The organism is Shinella sumterensis, from assembly GCF_004514425.2.
GTDB lineage: Bacteria > Pseudomonadota > Alphaproteobacteria > Rhizobiales > Rhizobiaceae > Shinella > Shinella sumterensis.
In genome coordinates this window covers 135900-153633 of record NZ_MYFN02000001.1, presented here as the reverse complement: position 1 = coordinate 153633, position 17734 = coordinate 135900, and the positions used below count along the sequence as shown (strand labels likewise).

Annotated in this window: 15 protein-coding genes; 9 read left to right on the top strand and 6 right to left on the bottom strand. The window is 65.9% G+C overall.

Features of this window, described 5'->3' with window-relative positions; translation table 11 throughout:
* Positions 1-7 precede the first annotated feature (7 nt).
* From B5M41_RS00680 to B5M41_RS00670, 3 genes are all read left to right on the top strand, one after another.
* Complete coding sequence (locus B5M41_RS00680; RefSeq protein ID WP_134650972.1) at positions 8-1048, top strand: ABC transporter substrate-binding protein; 1041 nt, start codon at positions 8-10, stop codon at positions 1046-1048.
* Between the two features lie 71 nt (positions 1049-1119).
* A complete protein-coding gene (locus tag B5M41_RS00675; protein ID WP_134650973.1) occupies positions 1120-2301 on the top strand; it encodes a serine hydrolase domain-containing protein in 1182 nt (393 codons plus the stop codon).
* A gap of 18 nt (positions 2302-2319) precedes the next feature.
* Positions 2320-3990, top strand: coding sequence for an amidohydrolase (locus tag B5M41_RS00670; RefSeq protein ID WP_134650974.1), 1671 nt, complete (start codon positions 2320-2322; stop codon positions 3988-3990).
* A 641-nt stretch (positions 3991-4631) separates the two neighbouring features.
* Here B5M41_RS00670 and B5M41_RS00665 read toward each other — a convergent pair.
* The 6 genes from B5M41_RS00665 to speB all read right to left on the bottom strand — a co-directional run bounded on the left by B5M41_RS00665 (position 4632) and on the right by speB (position 10408).
* Positions 4632-5414 (bottom strand): carbon-nitrogen hydrolase family protein, encoded by a 783-nt coding sequence (locus tag B5M41_RS00665; protein ID WP_134650975.1) that lies wholly within the window; start codon positions 5412-5414, stop codon positions 4632-4634.
* Positions 5415-5418: 4 nt separating this feature from the next.
* The gene (locus tag B5M41_RS00660) at positions 5419-6222 is read right to left on the bottom strand and encodes an ABC transporter permease (protein ID WP_134650976.1); all 804 of its coding nucleotides are present in this window, start codon (positions 6220-6222) and stop codon (positions 5419-5421) included.
* On the bottom strand, positions 6219-7073 hold the full coding sequence (locus B5M41_RS00655; RefSeq protein WP_134650977.1) for an ABC transporter permease: 855 nt from the start codon (positions 7071-7073) through the stop codon (positions 6219-6221). The genes B5M41_RS00660 and B5M41_RS00655 overlap by 4 nt, the downstream gene beginning before the upstream one ends.
* Positions 7070-8104: an ABC transporter ATP-binding protein gene (locus B5M41_RS00650; protein ID WP_134650978.1), complete on the bottom strand. Its 1035-nt coding sequence runs from the start codon at positions 8102-8104 to the stop codon at positions 7070-7072. Before B5M41_RS00650 ends, B5M41_RS00655 begins: the two co-directional genes overlap by 4 nt.
* Before the next feature lie 93 nt (positions 8105-8197).
* Positions 8198-9286: an ABC transporter substrate-binding protein gene (locus B5M41_RS00645; RefSeq protein WP_167719339.1), complete on the bottom strand. Its 1089-nt coding sequence runs from the start codon at positions 9284-9286 to the stop codon at positions 8198-8200.
* A 69-nt stretch (positions 9287-9355) separates the two neighbouring features.
* A complete protein-coding gene (gene speB, locus B5M41_RS00640) occupies positions 9356-10408 on the bottom strand; it encodes an agmatinase (RefSeq protein ID WP_134650979.1) in 1053 nt (350 codons plus the stop codon).
* 172 nt (positions 10409-10580) lie between these two features.
* On the opposite strand from speB, the gene gcvA reads away from it, so the two are divergent.
* The 6 genes from gcvA (at position 10581) to B5M41_RS00610 (ending at position 17585) form a co-directional block, all read left to right on the top strand.
* Positions 10581-11597 (top strand): transcriptional regulator GcvA, encoded by a 1017-nt coding sequence (gene gcvA, locus B5M41_RS00635; protein WP_134650980.1) that lies wholly within the window; start codon positions 10581-10583, stop codon positions 11595-11597.
* Positions 11598-11613: 16 nt separating this feature from the next.
* Entirely contained in the window at positions 11614-12792 is a 1179-nt protein-coding gene (locus B5M41_RS00630) for an aminotransferase (RefSeq protein WP_134650981.1), read from the top strand.
* Between the two features lie 52 nt (positions 12793-12844).
* Positions 12845-13057 carry a heavy-metal-associated domain-containing protein gene (locus B5M41_RS00625; RefSeq protein ID WP_134650982.1) on the top strand — a complete coding sequence of 71 codons (213 nt, stop codon included), beginning with the start codon at positions 12845-12847 and terminating at the stop codon, positions 13055-13057.
* Between the two features lie 72 nt (positions 13058-13129).
* On the top strand, positions 13130-15616 hold the full coding sequence (locus tag B5M41_RS00620; RefSeq protein ID WP_134650983.1) for a heavy metal translocating P-type ATPase: 2487 nt from the start codon (positions 13130-13132) through the stop codon (positions 15614-15616).
* The gene (cueR, locus tag B5M41_RS00615; protein ID WP_134650984.1) at positions 15613-16023 is read left to right on the top strand and encodes a Cu(I)-responsive transcriptional regulator; all 411 of its coding nucleotides are present in this window, start codon (positions 15613-15615) and stop codon (positions 16021-16023) included. The genes B5M41_RS00620 and cueR overlap by 4 nt, the downstream gene beginning before the upstream one ends.
* Before the next feature lie 128 nt (positions 16024-16151).
* On the top strand, positions 16152-17585 hold the full coding sequence (locus tag B5M41_RS00610) for an aldehyde dehydrogenase family protein (RefSeq protein WP_134650985.1): 1434 nt from the start codon (positions 16152-16154) through the stop codon (positions 17583-17585).
* Positions 17586-17734: the final 149 nt, after the last annotated feature.

Below are 17734 nucleotides of genomic sequence, written 5' to 3'. Positions count from 1 at the left end.
AACAGACATGAAATCGAAATGGATCACCACGACGGCAATGGCTGCGGTCGCCGCCCTGGCCTTCGCCAACAGCGCATCGGCCGCAGGCGAACTCAACATCTACAACTGGGGCGACTATACGAGCCCCGAACTGATCAAGAAGTTCGAGAAAGAGTTCGACGTCAAGGTCACCGTGACCGACTACGATTCGAACGATACGGCGCTTGCCAAGGTCCGCGCCGGCGGCCACGGCTTCGACATCGTCGTTCCCTCGGCCAACTACGTCCAGATCTGGGTCAAGGAAGGCCTCATCGAGGAGGCCCGCCCGGACCAGATGGAGAACTTCAAGAACGTCGACCCGCGCTGGGTGGATGTTCCCTGGGATCCGGGTCGTCATTACACCGTTCCGTGGCAGTGGGGCCTGACCGGCATCGGCGTCAACACCGCGGTCTACAAGGGCGATATCAACACGTCCGCCATCTTCCTCGATCCGCCGCCGGAACTGGTCGGCAAGATCAACGTCGCACCGGAAATGAACGACGTGCTCTTCGCCGCGATCAAGTATTTCGGCGGCGACTGGTGCACCACCGACAAGGAAGTGCTGCGCAAGGTCCGCGACAAGCTGGTGGAAGCCAAGACCAAGTGGCTCGCCATGGATTACAGCGTCACCGAGAAGCTGCCCTCCGGCGACTATGCCGGCGTCTACTACTGGAACGGCGCCATCATGCGCTCGCGCCTGAAGAACCCCGATGTCAAGATGGGCTATCCGAAGGAGGGCTTCCCCTACTTCATGGACAGCGCAGCGCTTCTCAAGGACGCGAAGAACCCGGAAAACGCCAAGCTGTTCATGAACTTCATCATGGACCCGGAAAACGCCGCGATGATTTCGGCCTTCGCGAAATATGCCAACGGCATCAAGGGGTCGGACAAGTTCCTGCCGGAAGAGATGAAGACCGCACCGGAACTGGTCGTTCCGCCGGAATACGAGAAGGCCGGCGAGTTCCTGCTGAGCTGCGAGCCGGAGACGCAGCAGCTCTACACCCGGATCTGGACCGAACTGCAGAAGTAACGCGTCGCATGTAACAAGGACAGCCATATGCGGGAAGGCTTGACGCCTTCCCGCAGACCGGCGGCATTCTCATGATCAAGACCTTCAAGGAAACGCACGGCTTTGCCCGTGCCGATGTCACGCTCGCCAACTGGCGCACCGCTCCCTACAGCCGCTGGACATTCCAGAACGTGCGCGATTTCGTGCCGACGGCCGTGATCGCCGCCGAGCTGGTCAGCGCGGAGCAGCCACTTTCAAGCGATGCCTTCCTCGATGCGGCGATGGAGACGGGCCTTGCCGGGGCGGCCACCGCACGCGCCTTCCTCGATTTTGCCCATACCGACGCGTTCGTCCTGATGCGCCGGGGCGAGATCGTCGCTGAATATTACGCCCCGCATACCGATCCCAACGCGCCGCACCTCGTGTTCTCGATTTCCAAGTCGCTGACGGCCGTCGTCTCCGGCATCCTTGAAGCCGAGGGCATCATCGATCCCGACCGCCCCGTGACGGACTACCTGCCCGAGGCAAAGGGCAGCGTTTATGGCGACTGCACCTATCGCGACGTGCTGGACATGCGCGTGAGCCTCGACTTCGAGGAAGCCTATCTCGACCCGTACGGCGCGTTTGCCCGCTATCGCCGCGCCATGCTGTGGAACCCGCCGATGCCGGATGCGGAGCCGGAAACGCTGGCCTCCTTCCTGCTGACGCTTCAGAAGGCCGAACGGCCGCATGGCGGACCGTTCTACTACGCCTCGCCCAATGCCGATCTGCTCGGCGTCATCATCGAACGGGCGACGGGCGCGCGCTTTGCCGACCTGACCTCCGATCTGCTGTGGAAGCCGATGGGCGCCCGGAACAATGCCGAGGTCACGGTGGATGCCATCGGCACGCCGCGCACCGCTGGCGGCGTTTCCATCACGGCGCGTGATCTGGCGCGGCTTGGCGAACTGCTGCGCAATCACGGTGTGCGCAACGGCCGTCAGGTCATTCCGGAAGGCTGGATCCGCGATATGCAGGACAATGGCGACCGCGAGGCCTGGCAACAGGGCCGCAATGTCGACCTGCCGAACGGCCGCTACCGCAGCCAGTGGTATCAGTCCGGCGAGGCCGACGGCGCGTTCTGCGCGATCGGCATCCACGGCCAGTGGCTCTATGTCGATCCGAGCACCGAGACCGTCATCGTCAAGCTCTCCTCCCAGCCCGAACCGCTGGGCGACGAGGAGAACCAGGACGTCTTCACCTTCTTCCGCGCGCTTTGCCGCCGGGCAATCTGACCCTTCAAGGAGCATTCCATGCAGGCCGAGGCGAGCTTTATCATCCGCAATGCGCGGGTGCTAACGATGGACGACGCCAATCCGCGCGCAAGTGCCGTGGCGCTTGCCGGCAACCGCATCCTCGCCGTCGGCTCGGAAGCCGAGATCGATGCCTTCTCCGGTCCCGACACGCATGTCATCGACGCCAAGGGCGGGACGGTGCTGCCGGGCTTCAACGAGGCGCATATGCACATCTTCGGCGGCTCGGCCGAGCTGCGCGAACTCTCGCTCGCCGGCGTGAAGGGCTTCGATGCGCTGGCAAAGGCCTTGCGGGATTATGCCGCCGAATATCCCGACAGGGCGCTGCTGATCGCCCAGCATGCCGACTACACGGTCCTGTCCGACGACGAGCGCGTGACGCGGCACCATCTCGACCGCATCCTGCCGGACCGCGCGGTGCTGATCTTCGCGCCCGACCATCACACCGCCTGGGCGAACACGCTGGCGCTGAAGGGTGGCGGCATCCTGGAAGGCCGCGATGTCGGCATCGGCAACGAGATCGTGATGGGCGATGACGGGCTCGCCACCGGCGAACTGCGCGAAAGCAACGCCATCCGTCCCGTCTCGGCGCTCGGCGAAACGGGCGGCCGCGAAATGCTCGGCGTCGGCACCGGCGGTGACCCGGAGCATGTGACGGACGAAGAGCGCGCCGGCGATATCGCGATCCTCAAGGAAGGTCTCGCCTACGTCGCCTCGCTCGGCATCACCTCGCTGCAGAATATGGACGGCAGCCTCTACCAGCTGGAAATGCTCGAGGAGATCGAGAAGACCGTGGGCCTGCCGGTGCGGGTGCGCATGCCCTTCCACATGAAGAACTTCATGCCGCTGTCCGACCTCGAGACAAAGGCCGCCGCCTGGCGGGCGCGCTTCGACACGGACCGGCTGCGTTCGGATTTCGTCAAGCTGTTCATGGACGGGGTGACGGAATCCGGTACGGCTGTTTTCGTCGACGACTATGCCCATCAGCCCGGCTGGAAGGGCGAGCCGCTTTTCACGCAGGAGCAGTTCGACACCATCACGATCGCCGCCGACAAGCTCGGCCTGCCGGTCGCGGTCCATGCCATCGGCGATGGCGCGGTGCGCATGGTGCTGAACGGATACGAGGCCGCCATCAAGGCGAACGGCAAGCGCGACAGCCGCAACCGCATCGAGCATATCGAGGTGGTTCACCCCGACGATATCCCGCGCTTCAAGGAACTGGGCACGGTCGCCTCCATGCAGCCGACACATCCGCCGGGCAGCGCCGGCCTGCCGCTCGAACCCTACCTCTCCTATATCGGGGAGGAGCGCTGGCCCTACGCCTTCGCCTGGCGCACGCTGGTCGATGCCGGCGCGCCGATCGTGTTTGCCACCGACTGGCCGGTCTCGCCGCTCGATCCGATGCATTCCATAGAGTGTGCGATGTCACGCACGGTCTGGAAGGACGGTTTGAAGGACGAACGTCTCTCGCTGCACGAGACGCTCGCCGCCTATACCAGGACCGGCGCCTGGGTCGAGTTCATGGAAGACCGCAAGGGCATGCTGAAGACGGGCTATCTCGCCGATGTCGTCGTGCTTTCGGCCGATATCGAGGCGACGGACGTCACGGCGCTCGCGACGGTGCGTCCGGTCACGACGATCTGCGACGGGCGGATCACCTACCAGGCCTGATGAAGGGCCGCCTATAGCGGCAACGACTGTATCCACGCGGCGGTTTCGCCCGTGGTTTCAAAAAGCGTTCGGACGGGGCGCCGGAAGCTGCCTCGACTGAAATGTATTTAGGTGACACCTTCCGGCGCCCCGTTCGGCGGTTTTTGCCTGCGACTTCGGTCTCTCTGCGATGACGGGGTACGTGGGAACGGTGGCGCGCCCCTCCGCAGACGGGGTCATGCACGCCCTCAGACTTACGATGCCGCAGCCATGACTGCCGGTCGGCATCGTCTTCCACTGCGCCGCGCGACAGGGACACGTCCCCCGGACGCCCCGCGGCGCATCCGTCCACTTGTGTGCCACACAGGCACGCCCGGTTAAGGCTTGGTCGAAAAGGCGGTCCGACGCCCCTCGCCCCGTCCCTTTCCGGAGGGAGACCATTTTCCGCAGACCCGATGCGTGAAGTCCTGCGTCCTTCCTTCACGCCCCGCGCCGACCCCGCCTCGCCGCAACGCCTTGCGGTGTATCCGAGGGCGGGATGAAACGATTGTAGGCGCGACCTGACTGTGCGGGGAAATCGGCGCGGGATTTTGCTTGAAAATCAAAGGGCGCCTTGGGGGATTGTCCCCGGCAGCAGCCCTCTGGAACCCGCCGCCAGGCGCTCAGGCGGGGCGGTCGAGATCGGCCAGGTAGGTGTTTTCGGCGCGTGAGGCCTCGTAGTCGGCCGGCCGGATGTCGGCGAAAAGCAGGGCCTCGCCTTGCGCCGGGGCTTCGGCGAGCAGCGCGCCATCCGGGGCGGCGATGCGCGAGAGGCCGGCATAGGCGAAAAGGCCATCACTGTCGCAATGATCGACATAGGCAACGAAGACCTGGTTCTCGAAGGCCCGCACCTGGATCATGTGATTGGCGATGAAGGTGCCGGAGGCGCCCTCCGGCAGGGCGGTCGGGACGACGACGAGATCGGCGCCGGCACGGGCGAGGCGGCGGACATTCTCGGGGAATTCCACATCGTAGCAGATCAGCATGCCGAGCCTCAGCCCGCCAAGCTCGACAAGGACGGAGGCCGGTGTCGCAGGCTTGAAGGCGGCGCGCTCGTATTCGCCGTAGAGATGGGACTTGCGGTAGACGGCATTGGTGCCGATGCCATCGGTGAAGACGGCGCTGTTATAGACCGCCGTGCCCTCGCGCTCGGCAAAACCGGCGATAATGGCGATGCCGTTCTCACGCGCGATGGCGCTGAGACGGGCGACGGTGTCGCCGGATGCCGGAGAGGCGAGGTCCGCGAAGGCCGCCTCGCCCGCGCCATAGCCGGTGACGGCAAGTTCGGGCACGACGAGCAGGCTCGCGCCGCCCGTCGCGGCATCGGCGGCGGCGGCCGCGATGCGGGCCATGTTCGCTTCGACATTGCCGGCGACGGCTTTCATCTGGAGGGCGGCGATGCGCATGTTCTTACTCCTGGTCGCGCGACGACATGGCGCCGAGCAGCTTGGGCAGGTCGCCGAAACGCGCGACGAGGCCGAATATGGTGGCCGCGATGGCCACGAACAGGATCGTGACCGAGGCCATGGTGGGCGTGTAACCGTAGCGCAGGGCGTTGAAGATCTTGATCGGCAGCGTTTCCATGGTGAAGCCGACGGTCATGTAGGCGACGATATATTCGTTGAGCGACAGCACGAAGGCGAAGGCATAGCCGGAGACGAGATAGGGCAGGATCAACGGCAGGACGACGGTGCGGAAGACCGTGCGGTCGTCCGCGCCCATGGTCGCGGCGGCCTCCACCAGCGAGCGGTCGATGGAGGAAAAGCCGAGCGACAGCGTCACCAGCGGCAGCGTCACGAAGAAGATGGCGTGGCTGATGACGGCCGTCGCCGGCTGGCCATAGAAGCCCGTCGCCGCCCAGAAGGTGAGCAGGCCGAGCGCCGTGATGACCGGCGGCAGGGTGAAGGGTGCGATGCCGAGCAGCTGGAAGATATTGGCCCAGGGCGCATGGCGCCGCCACAGGAACCAGGCGAGCGGCAGCGCGATGAGAAGCGCCACGGCCGCCGACAGCGCGGCGAGCGTGATCGACGCGAAAAGCGCGTTGCGCCATTCGACATTGGTGAAGATCTCTGCGTACCAGCCAAGCGAGAAGCCCTTGGGCGGGAAGGCGAGATCCTGCTTCTCGTTGACGGAGACACCGGCGACCACGATGATCGGCAGGGCGAGGAAGAGGCCGATCAGGCCGAAATAGAGGCGCTGGAGAAACACGGTCATGCGGTTTCTCCCTTGCGCCCGGCATAGACGGTGAGCCCGACGAGACCGAGCGTGACGAGCACGAGGAACACGGCCATGGCGGCGGCGAACGGCATGTTCGACTGGTAGATCGCCTGGTCGGTGATCAGCACCGAGAGCGTCCAGTGCTGCGGCCGGCCGAGGATCTGCGGCAGCAGATAGCAGCCGAGCGCGAAGATGAAGACCATGATCAGCGTGGCGACGATGGTGTTGCGCAGCGCCGGAACGACGACGGTGAAGAAGGCGCGGATCGGTGACGCCCCGAGCGTGCGCGCCGCTTCCGTCAGCGTCGGGTCGAGCCGCACGAGCGCGGGATAGAGCACGAGCACCGTATAGGGCAGCGCCTGGTAGGTCATGGCCGTGAGCACCGCGCCGAAGCTCGGATTGAGCGCCACCGGCTGATCCATGATGCCGAGCATGACGAGGAGATTGGTGATGCCGGCGGTGCGCGAAAACAGGGTCGACCAGGCAAAGCCGATGATGACTTCCGAGAGCGACAGGATCGACAGAAGGGCGACGAGCCAGAGCACCTGCGTGCGGCGCCTGGCGCGCGACAGCAGGTAGGTGAAGGGCACGGCGAGCACGATGCAGCAGATGGCCACCGCAATGGCGAGCATCAGCGAGAAGCCGAGCACCTTGCCGAAGAACAGGCTGAGGAAGCGCGCGTAATTGTCGAAGACGAAATCCGGCGTGTAGAAGCCGGACGGATTGCGCTTGAAGAAGGAGACCGCGATCATCGTCGCGAAGGGCACGACGAAGAAGACGATGAGCATGCCGGCCGGGAAGACCAGCGGGCTGTAATCGGTGAGTTTCTGCGGCGTCTCGCGTCTCATGCCTTGAGCACCACGCAGTCATCGGGGTTGAGCGCAATGCCGACGCTCTGCCCGACGGCGACGTCGGGGCGGGCATTGGGCATGGACACGGCGACGATCTGCTTGCCGGCGGCCTCCACGAAGGTCTCGATCGTGCCGCCGAGATCGCGCACGAAGGTGACGGTGCCCGTGATCGGCGCATTGCCCGGTGCGGTGAGGTGCACATCCTCCGGGCGCACCGAGATGATGCCGGATGGCAGGCCGTTCGGTATGACGAGGCCGGGAACGGAGGCGCCGAGAACCTGCGTGCCGGCGCCATCGGCCTTGAAATCGATGAGGTTCGTCATGCCGATGAAATCGGCGACGAAGGTATCGGCCGGGCGGCGGTAGATCTCGACCGGGGGCGCGGCCTGGCGGATCTCGCCGCCGTTCATCACGACCACGGTGTCGGCCATGGTCATGGCCTCGCGCTGATCATGGGTGACGACGATGGTGGTGATGCCGAGGCGCTGCTGGAGCTGGCGCAGCTCGACCTGCATGGCCTCGCGCAGCTTGGCGTCGAGAGCGGAGAGCGGCTCGTCGAGCAGGAAGAGTTTGGGCGAGATGGCGAGCGCACGGGCGATCGCCACGCGCTGGCGCTGGCCGCCGGACAGCTTGGCCACCGGGCGGTCGGCGTAGCCGGTCAGGTGGATCATGGCGAGAAGCTCGTCGACGCGCTTCTTCTGCTCTGCCTTGCCGACGCCGCGGATGCGCAGCGAATAGGCGATGTTCTCGCCGACGGTCAGATGGGGAAAGAGCGCCAGCGACTGGAAGACCATGCCGAGGTCGCGCTTGTGGGTGGGCACATTGGTGATGTCGCGGTCATCCAGGCGGATGGAGCCGCTGGTGGGAAGATCCAGCCCCGCGACCATGCGCATCAGCGTGGTCTTGCCGCAGCCGGACGGGCCGAGCAGGCAGACGAAGGTGCCGTGCGGCACCGTGAGTTCGACGTTCCTGACGGCGGTAAACGTGCCGAATTCTTTGGTGACGTTCTGGAGGGTCAGTCCGGACATTGGTTCTCCGCTCGGCGCGTTCGGTTCAAGGCACGCGGCCGCCAGCATAGGCTTCACGCTGGCGGCCGGGCAAGGTTTCGATGGATCGGGCTATCAGCCGGCGATCATTTCCGTCCACTTCTGGTTCAGCCAGTCGGATTTGGTCTGGTAGAGGTCGTAGCGCGGAATGATCGGCTCGATGTCCGACGACACGGCGGCAAACTCTTCCGCCGTCAGGTCGAGCAGATCGCGCTTGACGGTCGGCGCGGTGCCGACCTTGCGCGACAAGAGCGCCTGGATCTTCGGCTGGCTCATATAGTTGACGAAGGTATGGGCTTCCTCGACCTTGGCGGAGGCGCGCGACAGCGCCCAGCAGCCCGAATCCATGATGCCGCCTTCCTTGGGGAAGGTCGAGCGCACCGGCTGGCCATCGGCCGCGGCAAGGCCCGTCACGTCATGATAGTACTGGCCCATCGGGATTTCGCCCGACTTCAGGGACTGTTCGAACTGGGCTTCGTCGCGATACCACAGGCGCACGTTCGGCTTGACTTCGGCGAGCTTCTCGAAGGCCTTGAGAAGGCCGTCCTCGGTGTCGAGCGCGTTGGTGCCGCCGAAATGGGTCTTGGCGGTCACTTCCAGCAGGAACGAGTTGGAGACGAGCGCCAGCAGGCCGAGCTTGTCGGCATTTGCCGGATCCCACAGCGCGTTCCACGAGGTCGGCGCTTCCTTGTAGACATCCGTGTTGGTGACGAGCGTGATGTACCAGGCGACGGCGCCGATGCCGGCGATGCGGCCATCCGGGTACTTGTTGACGAAATGGTCGATGAGGTTGGAGGCGTTCGGGATCTTCGCCGCATCGAGCGGCGCCCACAGCTCGGTGGACTGGCCCTTGAGCATGGCGACCTGCGACATCATCGAGACGTCGGCCGGGGCCTGGCCGGCCTTGGCGGCCTGCTCGAGCTGGACCAGCCATGCCTCGCCGGTCGGCTCGGCGACGGATTCGACCGCGATGCCGGTTTCCTTGGTGAAATCCGCAAAGATGTTCTTGTCGAAGGAATCCTTGAAGTAGCCGCCGTAGACGCCGACCTTCAGCGACTTGTCCTGCGCGCGCAGGACGGCCGGCATGGCCAGCAGCGAGGCACCGGCGACGCCGGCGCCCAATACCGCGCGGCGGCTGACAGTGGTCTTGAGGATATCACGCATGGTCGTTTTTCTCCTGTTAGGCCGACCGGTCTGGACCCGCCGGCATGTTCCCGTTGTTGCTATTGTATGTCAGGCTTTCGCCGCCACGGAAGGGCTGAATACCATCAGGCTCAGAATTTCGAACAGCACCTGCGCGCCGGCATGGGCGCTGTTGGTCGTGGCGTCGTACTGCGGCGCGACCTCCACGACGTCGCCGCCGACGAGATTGATGCCCTTGAGGCCGCGGATGAGTTCCAGGACCTCGCGCGTCGTCAGCCCGCCGATCTCGGGCGTGCCGGTGCCGGGCGCGAAGCTCGGATCCAGGCTGTCGATGTCGAAGGAAAGGTAGGTCGGGCCATCGCCGACGATCGCCTTCGCCTTCTCGATGATGGCGGGGATGCCGAGGCCGGTGACCTCTTCCGCGTGGATGACGGTCATGCCGGAATCGTAGGAGAACTCCCACAGATATTCCGAGGAGCCGCGGATGCCGATCTGGATGGTGCGCTTCGGATCGAGCACGCCGTCGAGCACGGCGTTGCGGAACGGGCCGCCGTGGTGGAACTTCGTCTGGTCGAAGAGGCCGCCGGTGTCGCAATGGGCGTCGATATGGATCATGCCGACCGGCTCTCTCTTGCCGACGGCCTTCATGATCGGATGCGTGATCGAGTGGTCGCCGCCGACGGCGAGCGGAATGACGCCGGCATCGACGATCTGGTTGAAGCGCTTCTCGATATCGTCGTGGCTGAGCTCGAGCCGGTAGCGGCTCTGGAACGGCACATCGCCGATATCGGCCACGCGCAGCTCCTGCACCGGTGCGCAATCCAGCACGTGGTTGTAGGGGCCGATGCGCTCAATGGCGCGCATGGCGCGGGGCCCGAAGCGCGAGCCCGGACGGTTGGTGACGCCGAGATCCATCGGCACGCCCGTTATGGCCACCTGGAGATTGCCGAAATCGGGCGCTTCGGCATCGACGGGCATATAGGGGGCGGAGAGGAAGGTGGGGACGCCGGCATAGGGCGCCAGACGCGTGCCGCTCTTGTTGAAAATCTTGTCCGCTACCTTGCGGAAAGCCGGGTCGAAGATGTCGCCGCCATGGCTCTCGCCGTATTTTGCCCTGAGCTCTTCGAGCTTCGTGTCGCTCATGATCCTGCCTCACCTGTTGAGATGCGGGCGGTCCGGGGCCGGTATGCGATAGCCTGATAACGTTCCCCGGGGCTTTGCCCTCGTTGACAGCATTATCGCGGCAATCCATATGGAAAATCAATTGACATTGTTGTAGCGGTATTCGTGAGAAAAACTCACATACAGGTTTGCCATGGCTTCGCGCCTTCCACCACTCAACCCGCTGCGCGCCTTCGAGGCGACCGCCCGCCGTGGCGCCGTCTCGGCGGCCGCGCGGGAACTGAACGTGACGCATGGCGCGGTGAGCCACCAGATCCGCGCGCTGGAGGAATCGCTCGGGACCACGCTCTTCGAACGCAACGGCAAGCGCCTGAAGCTGACGCCGCAGGGCGCGCTGCTTCTGCCGGCCGTCACCAACGCCTTCAGCGAGATCGCCGCGGCTACCGCGCTGATGAAACAGCCCGAAACGCGCGGCGACATCACCATCAGCTGCGTGCCCGCACTGCTGTCGCTCTGGCTTCTGCCGCGGCTGAACACGTTCACGGACCAGTTTCCCGGCGTGAAGGTGACGCTGATCGCCTCCAACGACCCCGAGCACCTGCGTTCGCTCGATACGGATGTGAGCCTGCTCTATGGCGATGGCAACTGGCCGGACTGCTGGACGCGGCTGTGGTCGAACCTGCGGCTTTTCCCGGTCGCCAGCCCGACGCTCCTCAACAGCCGCCCGCTGCGCTCCGTTCGCGATCTGGCCGATCACGCGCTGTTTCACGGCGATGACGGGCGCGAATGGAACACATGGCTGGCCGCCGCCGACGCCATCGACATGCCGCGTGACCGCCAGCATTTCATGAGCGATGCACGTCTTTCGACGGAAGCGGCGCTATACGGACAGGGCATCGCGCTCGGCGACAACATCACGGCGAGCAACCTGATCGCCCGCGGCGAGCTTGTCGTGCCCTTCGACCTTTCGGTGCCGGCCAACGATGCCTTCTATGTCGCCTGCCGGCAGGCGCTGCGCCAGTCACCCATCGTCAAGGTGTTCATCGACTGGCTCTTTGCCGCGCTGGAAGAAACCCTGCCCGAGCCGCAGGCCTCCGCCCGCCTGCATCTGCGCGGGCGCGGCGGCCGTAGCGCCGATGCCTACCGCGCCACCACGACACCGGCCAAGCGCCTGATACCAACAAGCCCTCCGCGCAAGACCCGCGCCTGATACCAACGGACCGACCATGCCTCGCTTCAATCCTCTCGTCGAAACCCTCGCCGCCCCGCCGATCCCCTCCGTCTTCGCCTGGGCAGACGCCTATGACGGGCGCGGCGGCGCGATGATCGACTTCTCGCAGGCCGTGCCGGGTTATCCGCCGCATCCGGACATGCTGCGGCTGCTGGGCGAATACGCCGCCTCGCGCGCCTATACCGGCTACGGCCCGATCGAGGGCGAGGCGGTGCTGCGCAAGGCCTATGCAGACCATCTCTCGGAAAGCTACGGCGCGGCGCTTGCCGCCGGCAACGTCCATATCACCGCCGGCTGCAACCAGGCCTTCATCTGCGCCGCCATGGCGGTGGCGGGTGCGGGCGACGCGGTGCTGATGACCGATCCCTACTATTTCAACCAGGAAACGACGCTGGCCATGCTGGGCATCAAGACCCGGTTTGCCGCCTGCGACCCGAAAAACGGCTTCCTGCCCGACCTCGCGGCGCTGGCCGCCGGCGTTACACCCGACGTGCGCGCCATCGCCCTCGTCTCGCCGAACAACCCGACCGGCGCGGTCTATCCGCCGGATATGCTGGGCGCGATCTACGATCTTTGCGTCGCGCGCGGTATCTGGCTGATCCTCGACGAGACCTATCGCGACTTCCTGCCCGCCGGCGCCGGCCGGCCGCACGACCTGTTCGGGCGCGCGGGCTGGGAGGATACGCTGATCGGCCTCTACAGCTTCTCCAAGTCCTTCTGCATTCCCGGTCATCGCCTTGGCGCGATCACGGCTGGCAACGCGGTGGTGACGCAGGTGGCCAAGATCATGGACAACCTGCAGATCTGCCCGCCCCGCTCGGCGCAGGCCGCCGTGGCGACGGCCATTCCGCTTCTGGCCGAATGGCGCGAGGAAAACCGGCGCGAGATCGCGCGCCGGGTGGAAGCGCTTCGCGCGACCATGGCAGCGGCGCCGGACTGGCGCGTGGGTGCGGTCGGGGCCTATTTCGCCTTCATCGGGCATCCCTTCGCCGGCACGCCATCGGCGGCGGTGGCGGAGCGCCTGGCCAAGGAGGCCGGCATTCTTTGCCTGCCGGGCAGCTATTTCGGGCCGGGGCAGGAAGGCTATCTGCGTTTCGCCTTCGCCAATGCGGATGTCGAGACGATCGGCAAGCTCGGCGCGCGCCTTGCCGGCTTCTCGATGGATGGGGCTTGACCTTCCCACGCGGGAAGGCGCTAGCCTCGGTCCAACCATCAAGGAGTTTGCCATGCCTGCCGAAAACAGCCTCACCTTCACCGTTCCCGACATGACCTGCGGCCACTGCGTCAAGGCGATCACCGGTGCGGTGGTGGCCGCCTATCCTGACGCGAAGGTCGAGATCGATCTTGCGTCCAAACGTGTCACCGTCGAAAACGCCGGCGACCGGGCGGCGGTCGCATCGGTCATCGAGGCCGAGGGATATTCACCCGCCGATGCATAATCGGCGAAACGGGGCTTGACCTTGACATGATGGGAAGGTGCACGATCTATCCAAAAGGATGAAAGGTGCACCATGCTCACCACGACGGGACCGGGCGACCGGCAGACCATCAAGCTCTCCATTTCCGACATGACCTGCGCGTCCTGCGTGCGCCGGGTGGAGAAGGCCATCGAGACCGTGCCGGGTGTTTCCGGCGCCGCCGTCAATCTGGCGACGGAGAAGGCCGACGTGACCTTCGACGGCGCGCCTGACATTGCCGCCGTTGCCGCAGCCGTGCGCGGCGCGGGTTACGGCGTCGATGAGGACGTGCTGGAATTTCCCGTCGAGGGCATGACCTGCGCCTCGTGCATCGGCCGCGTCGAAAAGGCGCTAAAGGCGGTGCCCGGCGTGGTGGACGCCACGGCGAACCTTGCGCAGGAGCGGGCGCGCGTGCGCCTTGCCAGGGGTGCCGCGACTTTCGACGACCTTGCCGCCGCCATCGAGCGCACGGGCTACAAGGCGGTGCGCGTTGCCGCCGACACACCCGCAGAGGACGACCGCCGCGCGGCGGAGGCAAGCGCGCTCAAGCGTGATCTCATCATCGCGGCCGTGCTGACGGCACCGCTTTTCGTGATGGAGATGGGGGCGCACGCCGTGCCCGCCTTCGGCCATTATATCCACGACACCATCGGCATGCAGGCGAGCCGGGTCATCCAGTTCGTGCTGGCGACGCTGGTGCTCGCCGGGCCCGGCCGGCGCTTCTTCCTGAAGGGCATACCGAGCCTTGTCCGGCTTGCGCCCGACATGAACGCGCTGGTGGTGATCGGTACGCTCGCGGCCTGGATATTCTCCACCGTCGCGACCTTCGCACCGGCTCTTCTGCCGGGCGGTACAGCCAATGTCTATTTCGAGGCGGCAGCCGTCATCGTGACGCTCATCCTGGCCGGCCGCTTCCTGGAGGCGCGCGCCAAGGGCCGCACCGGCGAGGCGATCCGCCATCTCGCCGGCCTGAACGCCCGCTCCGCACGCGTGATCCGCGACGGCAGGACCGAGGACGTTTCGCTGGAAAGCGTCGTGGCCGGCGATGTCGTTCTGGTGCGGCCGGGCGAGAAGGTGCCCGTCGACGGCGAGGTGATCGAGGGCGAAAGCTATCTCGACGAATCCATGATCACCGGCGAGCCGATGCCGGTCGCCCGCAAGCCCGGCGACACGGTGACGGGCGGCACCGTCAACACGACGGGCTCGCTGACCTTCCGCGCCACGCGTGTCGGCGCCGATACGGTGCTCTCGCAGATCATCCGCATGGTGGAGGACGCGCAGGCGGCGAAGCTGCCGATCCAGGCGCTGGTCGACCGCGTGACGCAATGGTTCGTGCCGGCCGTCATCGCCGTGGCGCTCCTCACCTTCGGCCTGTGGCTGATCTTCGGGCCGAGCCCGGTTCTCGCCCATGCGCTGGTGAATGCCGTGGCCGTGCTCATCATCGCCTGCCCCTGCGCCATGGGGCTCGCCACGCCGACCTCGATCATCACGGGCACCGGCCGCGCGGCGGAACTCGGCGTGCTGTTCCGGCAGGGCACAGCGCTCCAGACGCTCGAAGGCACCGATATCGTCGCCGTCGACAAGACAGGCACGCTGACGCTCGGCCGCCCGACGCTGACGCGCATCGTGCCGGCAGAGGGCTTCGGCCGCGACGAGGTGCTTGCCCTCGTCGCTGCTGCCGAGATGCATTCCGAACATCCGATCGCGGCCGCCATCCATGGCGCGGCCGTTGCGGAGGGCGTGGCGCTGCCCGCGGCATCCGGCTTCGTGGCGACATCGGGCCAGGGCATCGCCGCCGAGGTGGCCGGTCGCAGGGTGGAGGTCGGATCCACTGGCTTCATGGCGGGGCTTGGCCTCGACGTCGGGCCATTCGCGGCTGAGGCCGCGCGTCTTGCCGCCGAGGGCGCCTCGCCGCTCTATGCCGCCATCGACGGCAGGCTTGCCGCGCTCTTTGCCGTGACCGACCCCGTCAAGCCGACGACGCGCGAGGCGATTGCCGCGCTCAAGGCGCTCGGCATCGAGGTCGCGATGATCACCGGCGACAACAGGGGTACGGCACAGGCCGTCGCCGCCTCGCTCGGCATCGACCGGGTGATGGCGGAGGTGCTGCCCGATGGCAAGGTTGCCGCCGTGCGCGAACTGTCGGCGGGCGGCGCGAAGAAGGTCGCCTTCGTCGGCGACGGCATCAACGACGCGCCGGCGCTGGCGGCGGCCGATACCGGCATCGCCATCGGCACCGGCACCGATGTGGCCATCGAAAGCGCCGACGTGGTGCTGATGGCCGGCGACATGCGGGGTGTGGCGACCGGCATCGGCCTTTCGCGCGCGACGATGCGCAATATCAGGCAGAACCTGTTCTGGGCCTTCGGCTACAATGTGGCGCTCGTGCCGGTCGCCGCCGGGCTGCTCTATCCCTCCTTCGGCATCCAGCTTTCACCGGCGCTCGCCGCAGGAGCCATGGCGCTTTCCAGCGTCTTCGTGGTGACGAATGCGCTGAGGCTGAAGCGCTACAGGCCGTCCTTCAAGGGAGACAATGCATGAATATCGGCGAAGCGGCGGAGGCCACGGGCGTGACCGCCAAGATGATCCGGCACTACGAGCAGATCGGCCTCATCAAGGCGGCCGGGCGCACCGGCGCGGGATATCGCGTCTATGGTCCAAACGACCTTTCGACGCTGTCCTTCATCCGCCGCTCGCGCGATCTTGGCTTCTCCATCGCGCAGATCCGCGACCTGCTTGCGCTGTGGCAGGACCGCGCCCGCGCCTCCTCCGAGGTCAAGCGCATCGCCAGCGACCATATCGCGGAGATGCGCGCCAAGATGCGGCTGCTGGAGGACATGGTGGGCACGCTGGAGCATCTTTCGGCGAACTGCCATGGTGACGCGCGGCCCGATTGTCCGATCCTGCAGCAGCTCGCCACCGGCAATGCCGAGACGTCCTGTTGCTAGCCGCCTTTCCATCGTTGGCACTTTCGGGGGCTTGCGCTTTTCGCCGCGCCGAAGGACATTCGCTGCCGGAAAGACGGACCGGCTCATGCAGGGTCGGCGCGATAAAACGGGAATGACGGGAGAAAAGCATGCTCGACAGGCGCAAGTTCTATATCGACGGCCAGTGGGTCGATCCGTTGACGCCGAACGATCTTTCGGTGATCAACCCGGCGACGGAAAAGCCGATCGCGGTCATCTCGATGGGCACGGCCGCCGATATCGACCGCGCCGTGGCGGCCGCCAAGAAGGCGTTCGCGACCTACAGCCAGACCAGCACGGAAGAGCGGCTGGCGCTGTTGGAAAAGCTCCTCGAAATCTACAAGCGCCGCTATGACGAGATGGCGCGCACCATCACGCAGGAACTCGGCGCGCCCATCACCATGAGCACCGAGCAGCAGGCGGATGTCGGGGTCGGCCACCTCCAGGGCTTCATCGATGCGCTGAAGCGGCTGAAGAACCGCGAAGTGCTGCCGAACGGCGACGTGGTGCGCCGCGAGCCCATCGGGGTCTGCGGCCTGATCACGCCGTGGAACTGGCCGATCAACCAGATCGCGCTGAAGGTGGTTCCGGCGCTGGCGACGGGCTCGACCTGCGTGCTGAAGCCTTCCGAATTCACGCCGCTCAACGCCATGCTCTATGCGGAGATGGTGCATGAGGCCGGCTTCCCGGCGGGGACATTCAACCTCGTCAACGGCGACGGCCCGGAATGCGGTGCGGCCCTGTCGCGCCACAAGGACATCGACATGATGTCGTTTACCGGTTCCACCCGCGCCGGCATCGCCGTCAGCAAGGATGCGGCCGACACGGTCAAGCGCGTGACGCTCGAACTCGGCGGCAAGTCGCCGAACATCGTGTTCGCCGATGCCGATCTCGAGGACCGCGTGGCCGGCAGCGTGCGCGAATGCTTCAACAATTCCGGCCAGTCCTGCGATGCGCCGACGCGCATGCTGGTGGAGCGCTCTGTCTATGACAAGGTGGTGGAGATCGCCGAACGCACCGGCAAGGAAGCCAGGGTCGGCAATCCCGAGGAGGAAGGCGAGCATATCGGCCCGCTCGTCTCGCACATCCAGTTCGGCCGGGTGCAGGCGCTGATCGAGGCGGGCGTTGCAGAGGGGGCGCGGCTTCTCGTCGGCGGTCCCGGCAAGCCCGATGGTTACGAGACCGGCTATTTCGTCAAGCCGACGATCTTCGCCGATGTGAACAACACCATGCGCATCGCGCGTGAGGAGGTGTTCGGTCCGGTCCTGTCGATCATTCCCTTCGACACCGAGGAGGAGGCGATCGCGATCGCCAACGACACGGCTTACGGGCTTGCGGCCTATGTGCAGACCGGCGACCCGGACCGCGCGGAACGTGTTTCCGCCCGCCTGCGTGCCGGCATGGTGCATATCAATGGCGGCCCGCACCGCTATGGCAGCCCCTTCGGCGGCTACAAGCAGTCCGGCAACGGCCGCGAGGGCGGCATGTTCGGCCTGGAGGACTTCCTCGAGATCAAGACCGTGCACCGCCCCGAGGCGGCGTAATGACCCAGAGGCCGGGCCGCCCGCCGTCGCGGGTGGCCCGGCCTCCTCGTTCCGCGTCTTCGCCCGATGACCGGCCGTCGGCCAAAGCCCGTCGCTTTGCCGCCACTCGCCGAAGATCTCCGGAGAATACGCGGCGTGCCTCTGGCTGA

Excerpts from the sequence above, each read along its gene's own strand:
- B5M41_RS00680 (WP_134650972.1), top strand. The coding sequence starts at position 8 with ATGAAATCGAAATGGATCACCACGACGGCAATGGCTGCGGTCGCCGCC.
- B5M41_RS00675 (WP_134650973.1), top strand. The coding sequence starts at position 1,120 with ATGATCAAGACCTTCAAGGAAACGCACGGCTTTGCCCGTGCCGATGTC.
- B5M41_RS00670 (WP_134650974.1), top strand. The coding sequence starts at position 2,320 with ATGCAGGCCGAGGCGAGCTTTATCATCCGCAATGCGCGGGTGCTAACG.
- B5M41_RS00665 (WP_134650975.1), bottom strand. The coding sequence starts at position 5,414 with ATGCGCATCGCCGCCCTCCAGATGAAAGCCGTCGCCGGCAATGTCGAA.
- B5M41_RS00660 (WP_134650976.1), bottom strand. The coding sequence starts at position 6,222 with ATGACCGTGTTTCTCCAGCGCCTCTATTTCGGCCTGATCGGCCTCTTC.
- B5M41_RS00655 (WP_134650977.1), bottom strand. The coding sequence starts at position 7,073 with ATGAGACGCGAGACGCCGCAGAAACTCACCGATTACAGCCCGCTGGTC.
- B5M41_RS00650 (WP_134650978.1), bottom strand. The coding sequence starts at position 8,104 with ATGTCCGGACTGACCCTCCAGAACGTCACCAAAGAATTCGGCACGTTT.
- B5M41_RS00645 (WP_167719339.1), bottom strand. The coding sequence starts at position 9,286 with ATGCGTGATATCCTCAAGACCACTGTCAGCCGCCGCGCGGTATTGGGC.
- speB (WP_134650979.1), bottom strand. The coding sequence starts at position 10,408 with ATGAGCGACACGAAGCTCGAAGAGCTCAGGGCAAAATACGGCGAGAGC.
- gcvA (WP_134650980.1), top strand. The coding sequence starts at position 10,581 with ATGGCTTCGCGCCTTCCACCACTCAACCCGCTGCGCGCCTTCGAGGCG.
- B5M41_RS00630 (WP_134650981.1), top strand. The coding sequence starts at position 11,614 with ATGCCTCGCTTCAATCCTCTCGTCGAAACCCTCGCCGCCCCGCCGATC.
- B5M41_RS00625 (WP_134650982.1), top strand. The coding sequence starts at position 12,845 with ATGCCTGCCGAAAACAGCCTCACCTTCACCGTTCCCGACATGACCTGC.
- B5M41_RS00620 (WP_134650983.1), top strand. The coding sequence starts at position 13,130 with ATGCTCACCACGACGGGACCGGGCGACCGGCAGACCATCAAGCTCTCC.
- cueR (WP_134650984.1), top strand. The coding sequence starts at position 15,613 with ATGAATATCGGCGAAGCGGCGGAGGCCACGGGCGTGACCGCCAAGATG.
- B5M41_RS00610 (WP_134650985.1), top strand. The coding sequence starts at position 16,152 with ATGCTCGACAGGCGCAAGTTCTATATCGACGGCCAGTGGGTCGATCCG.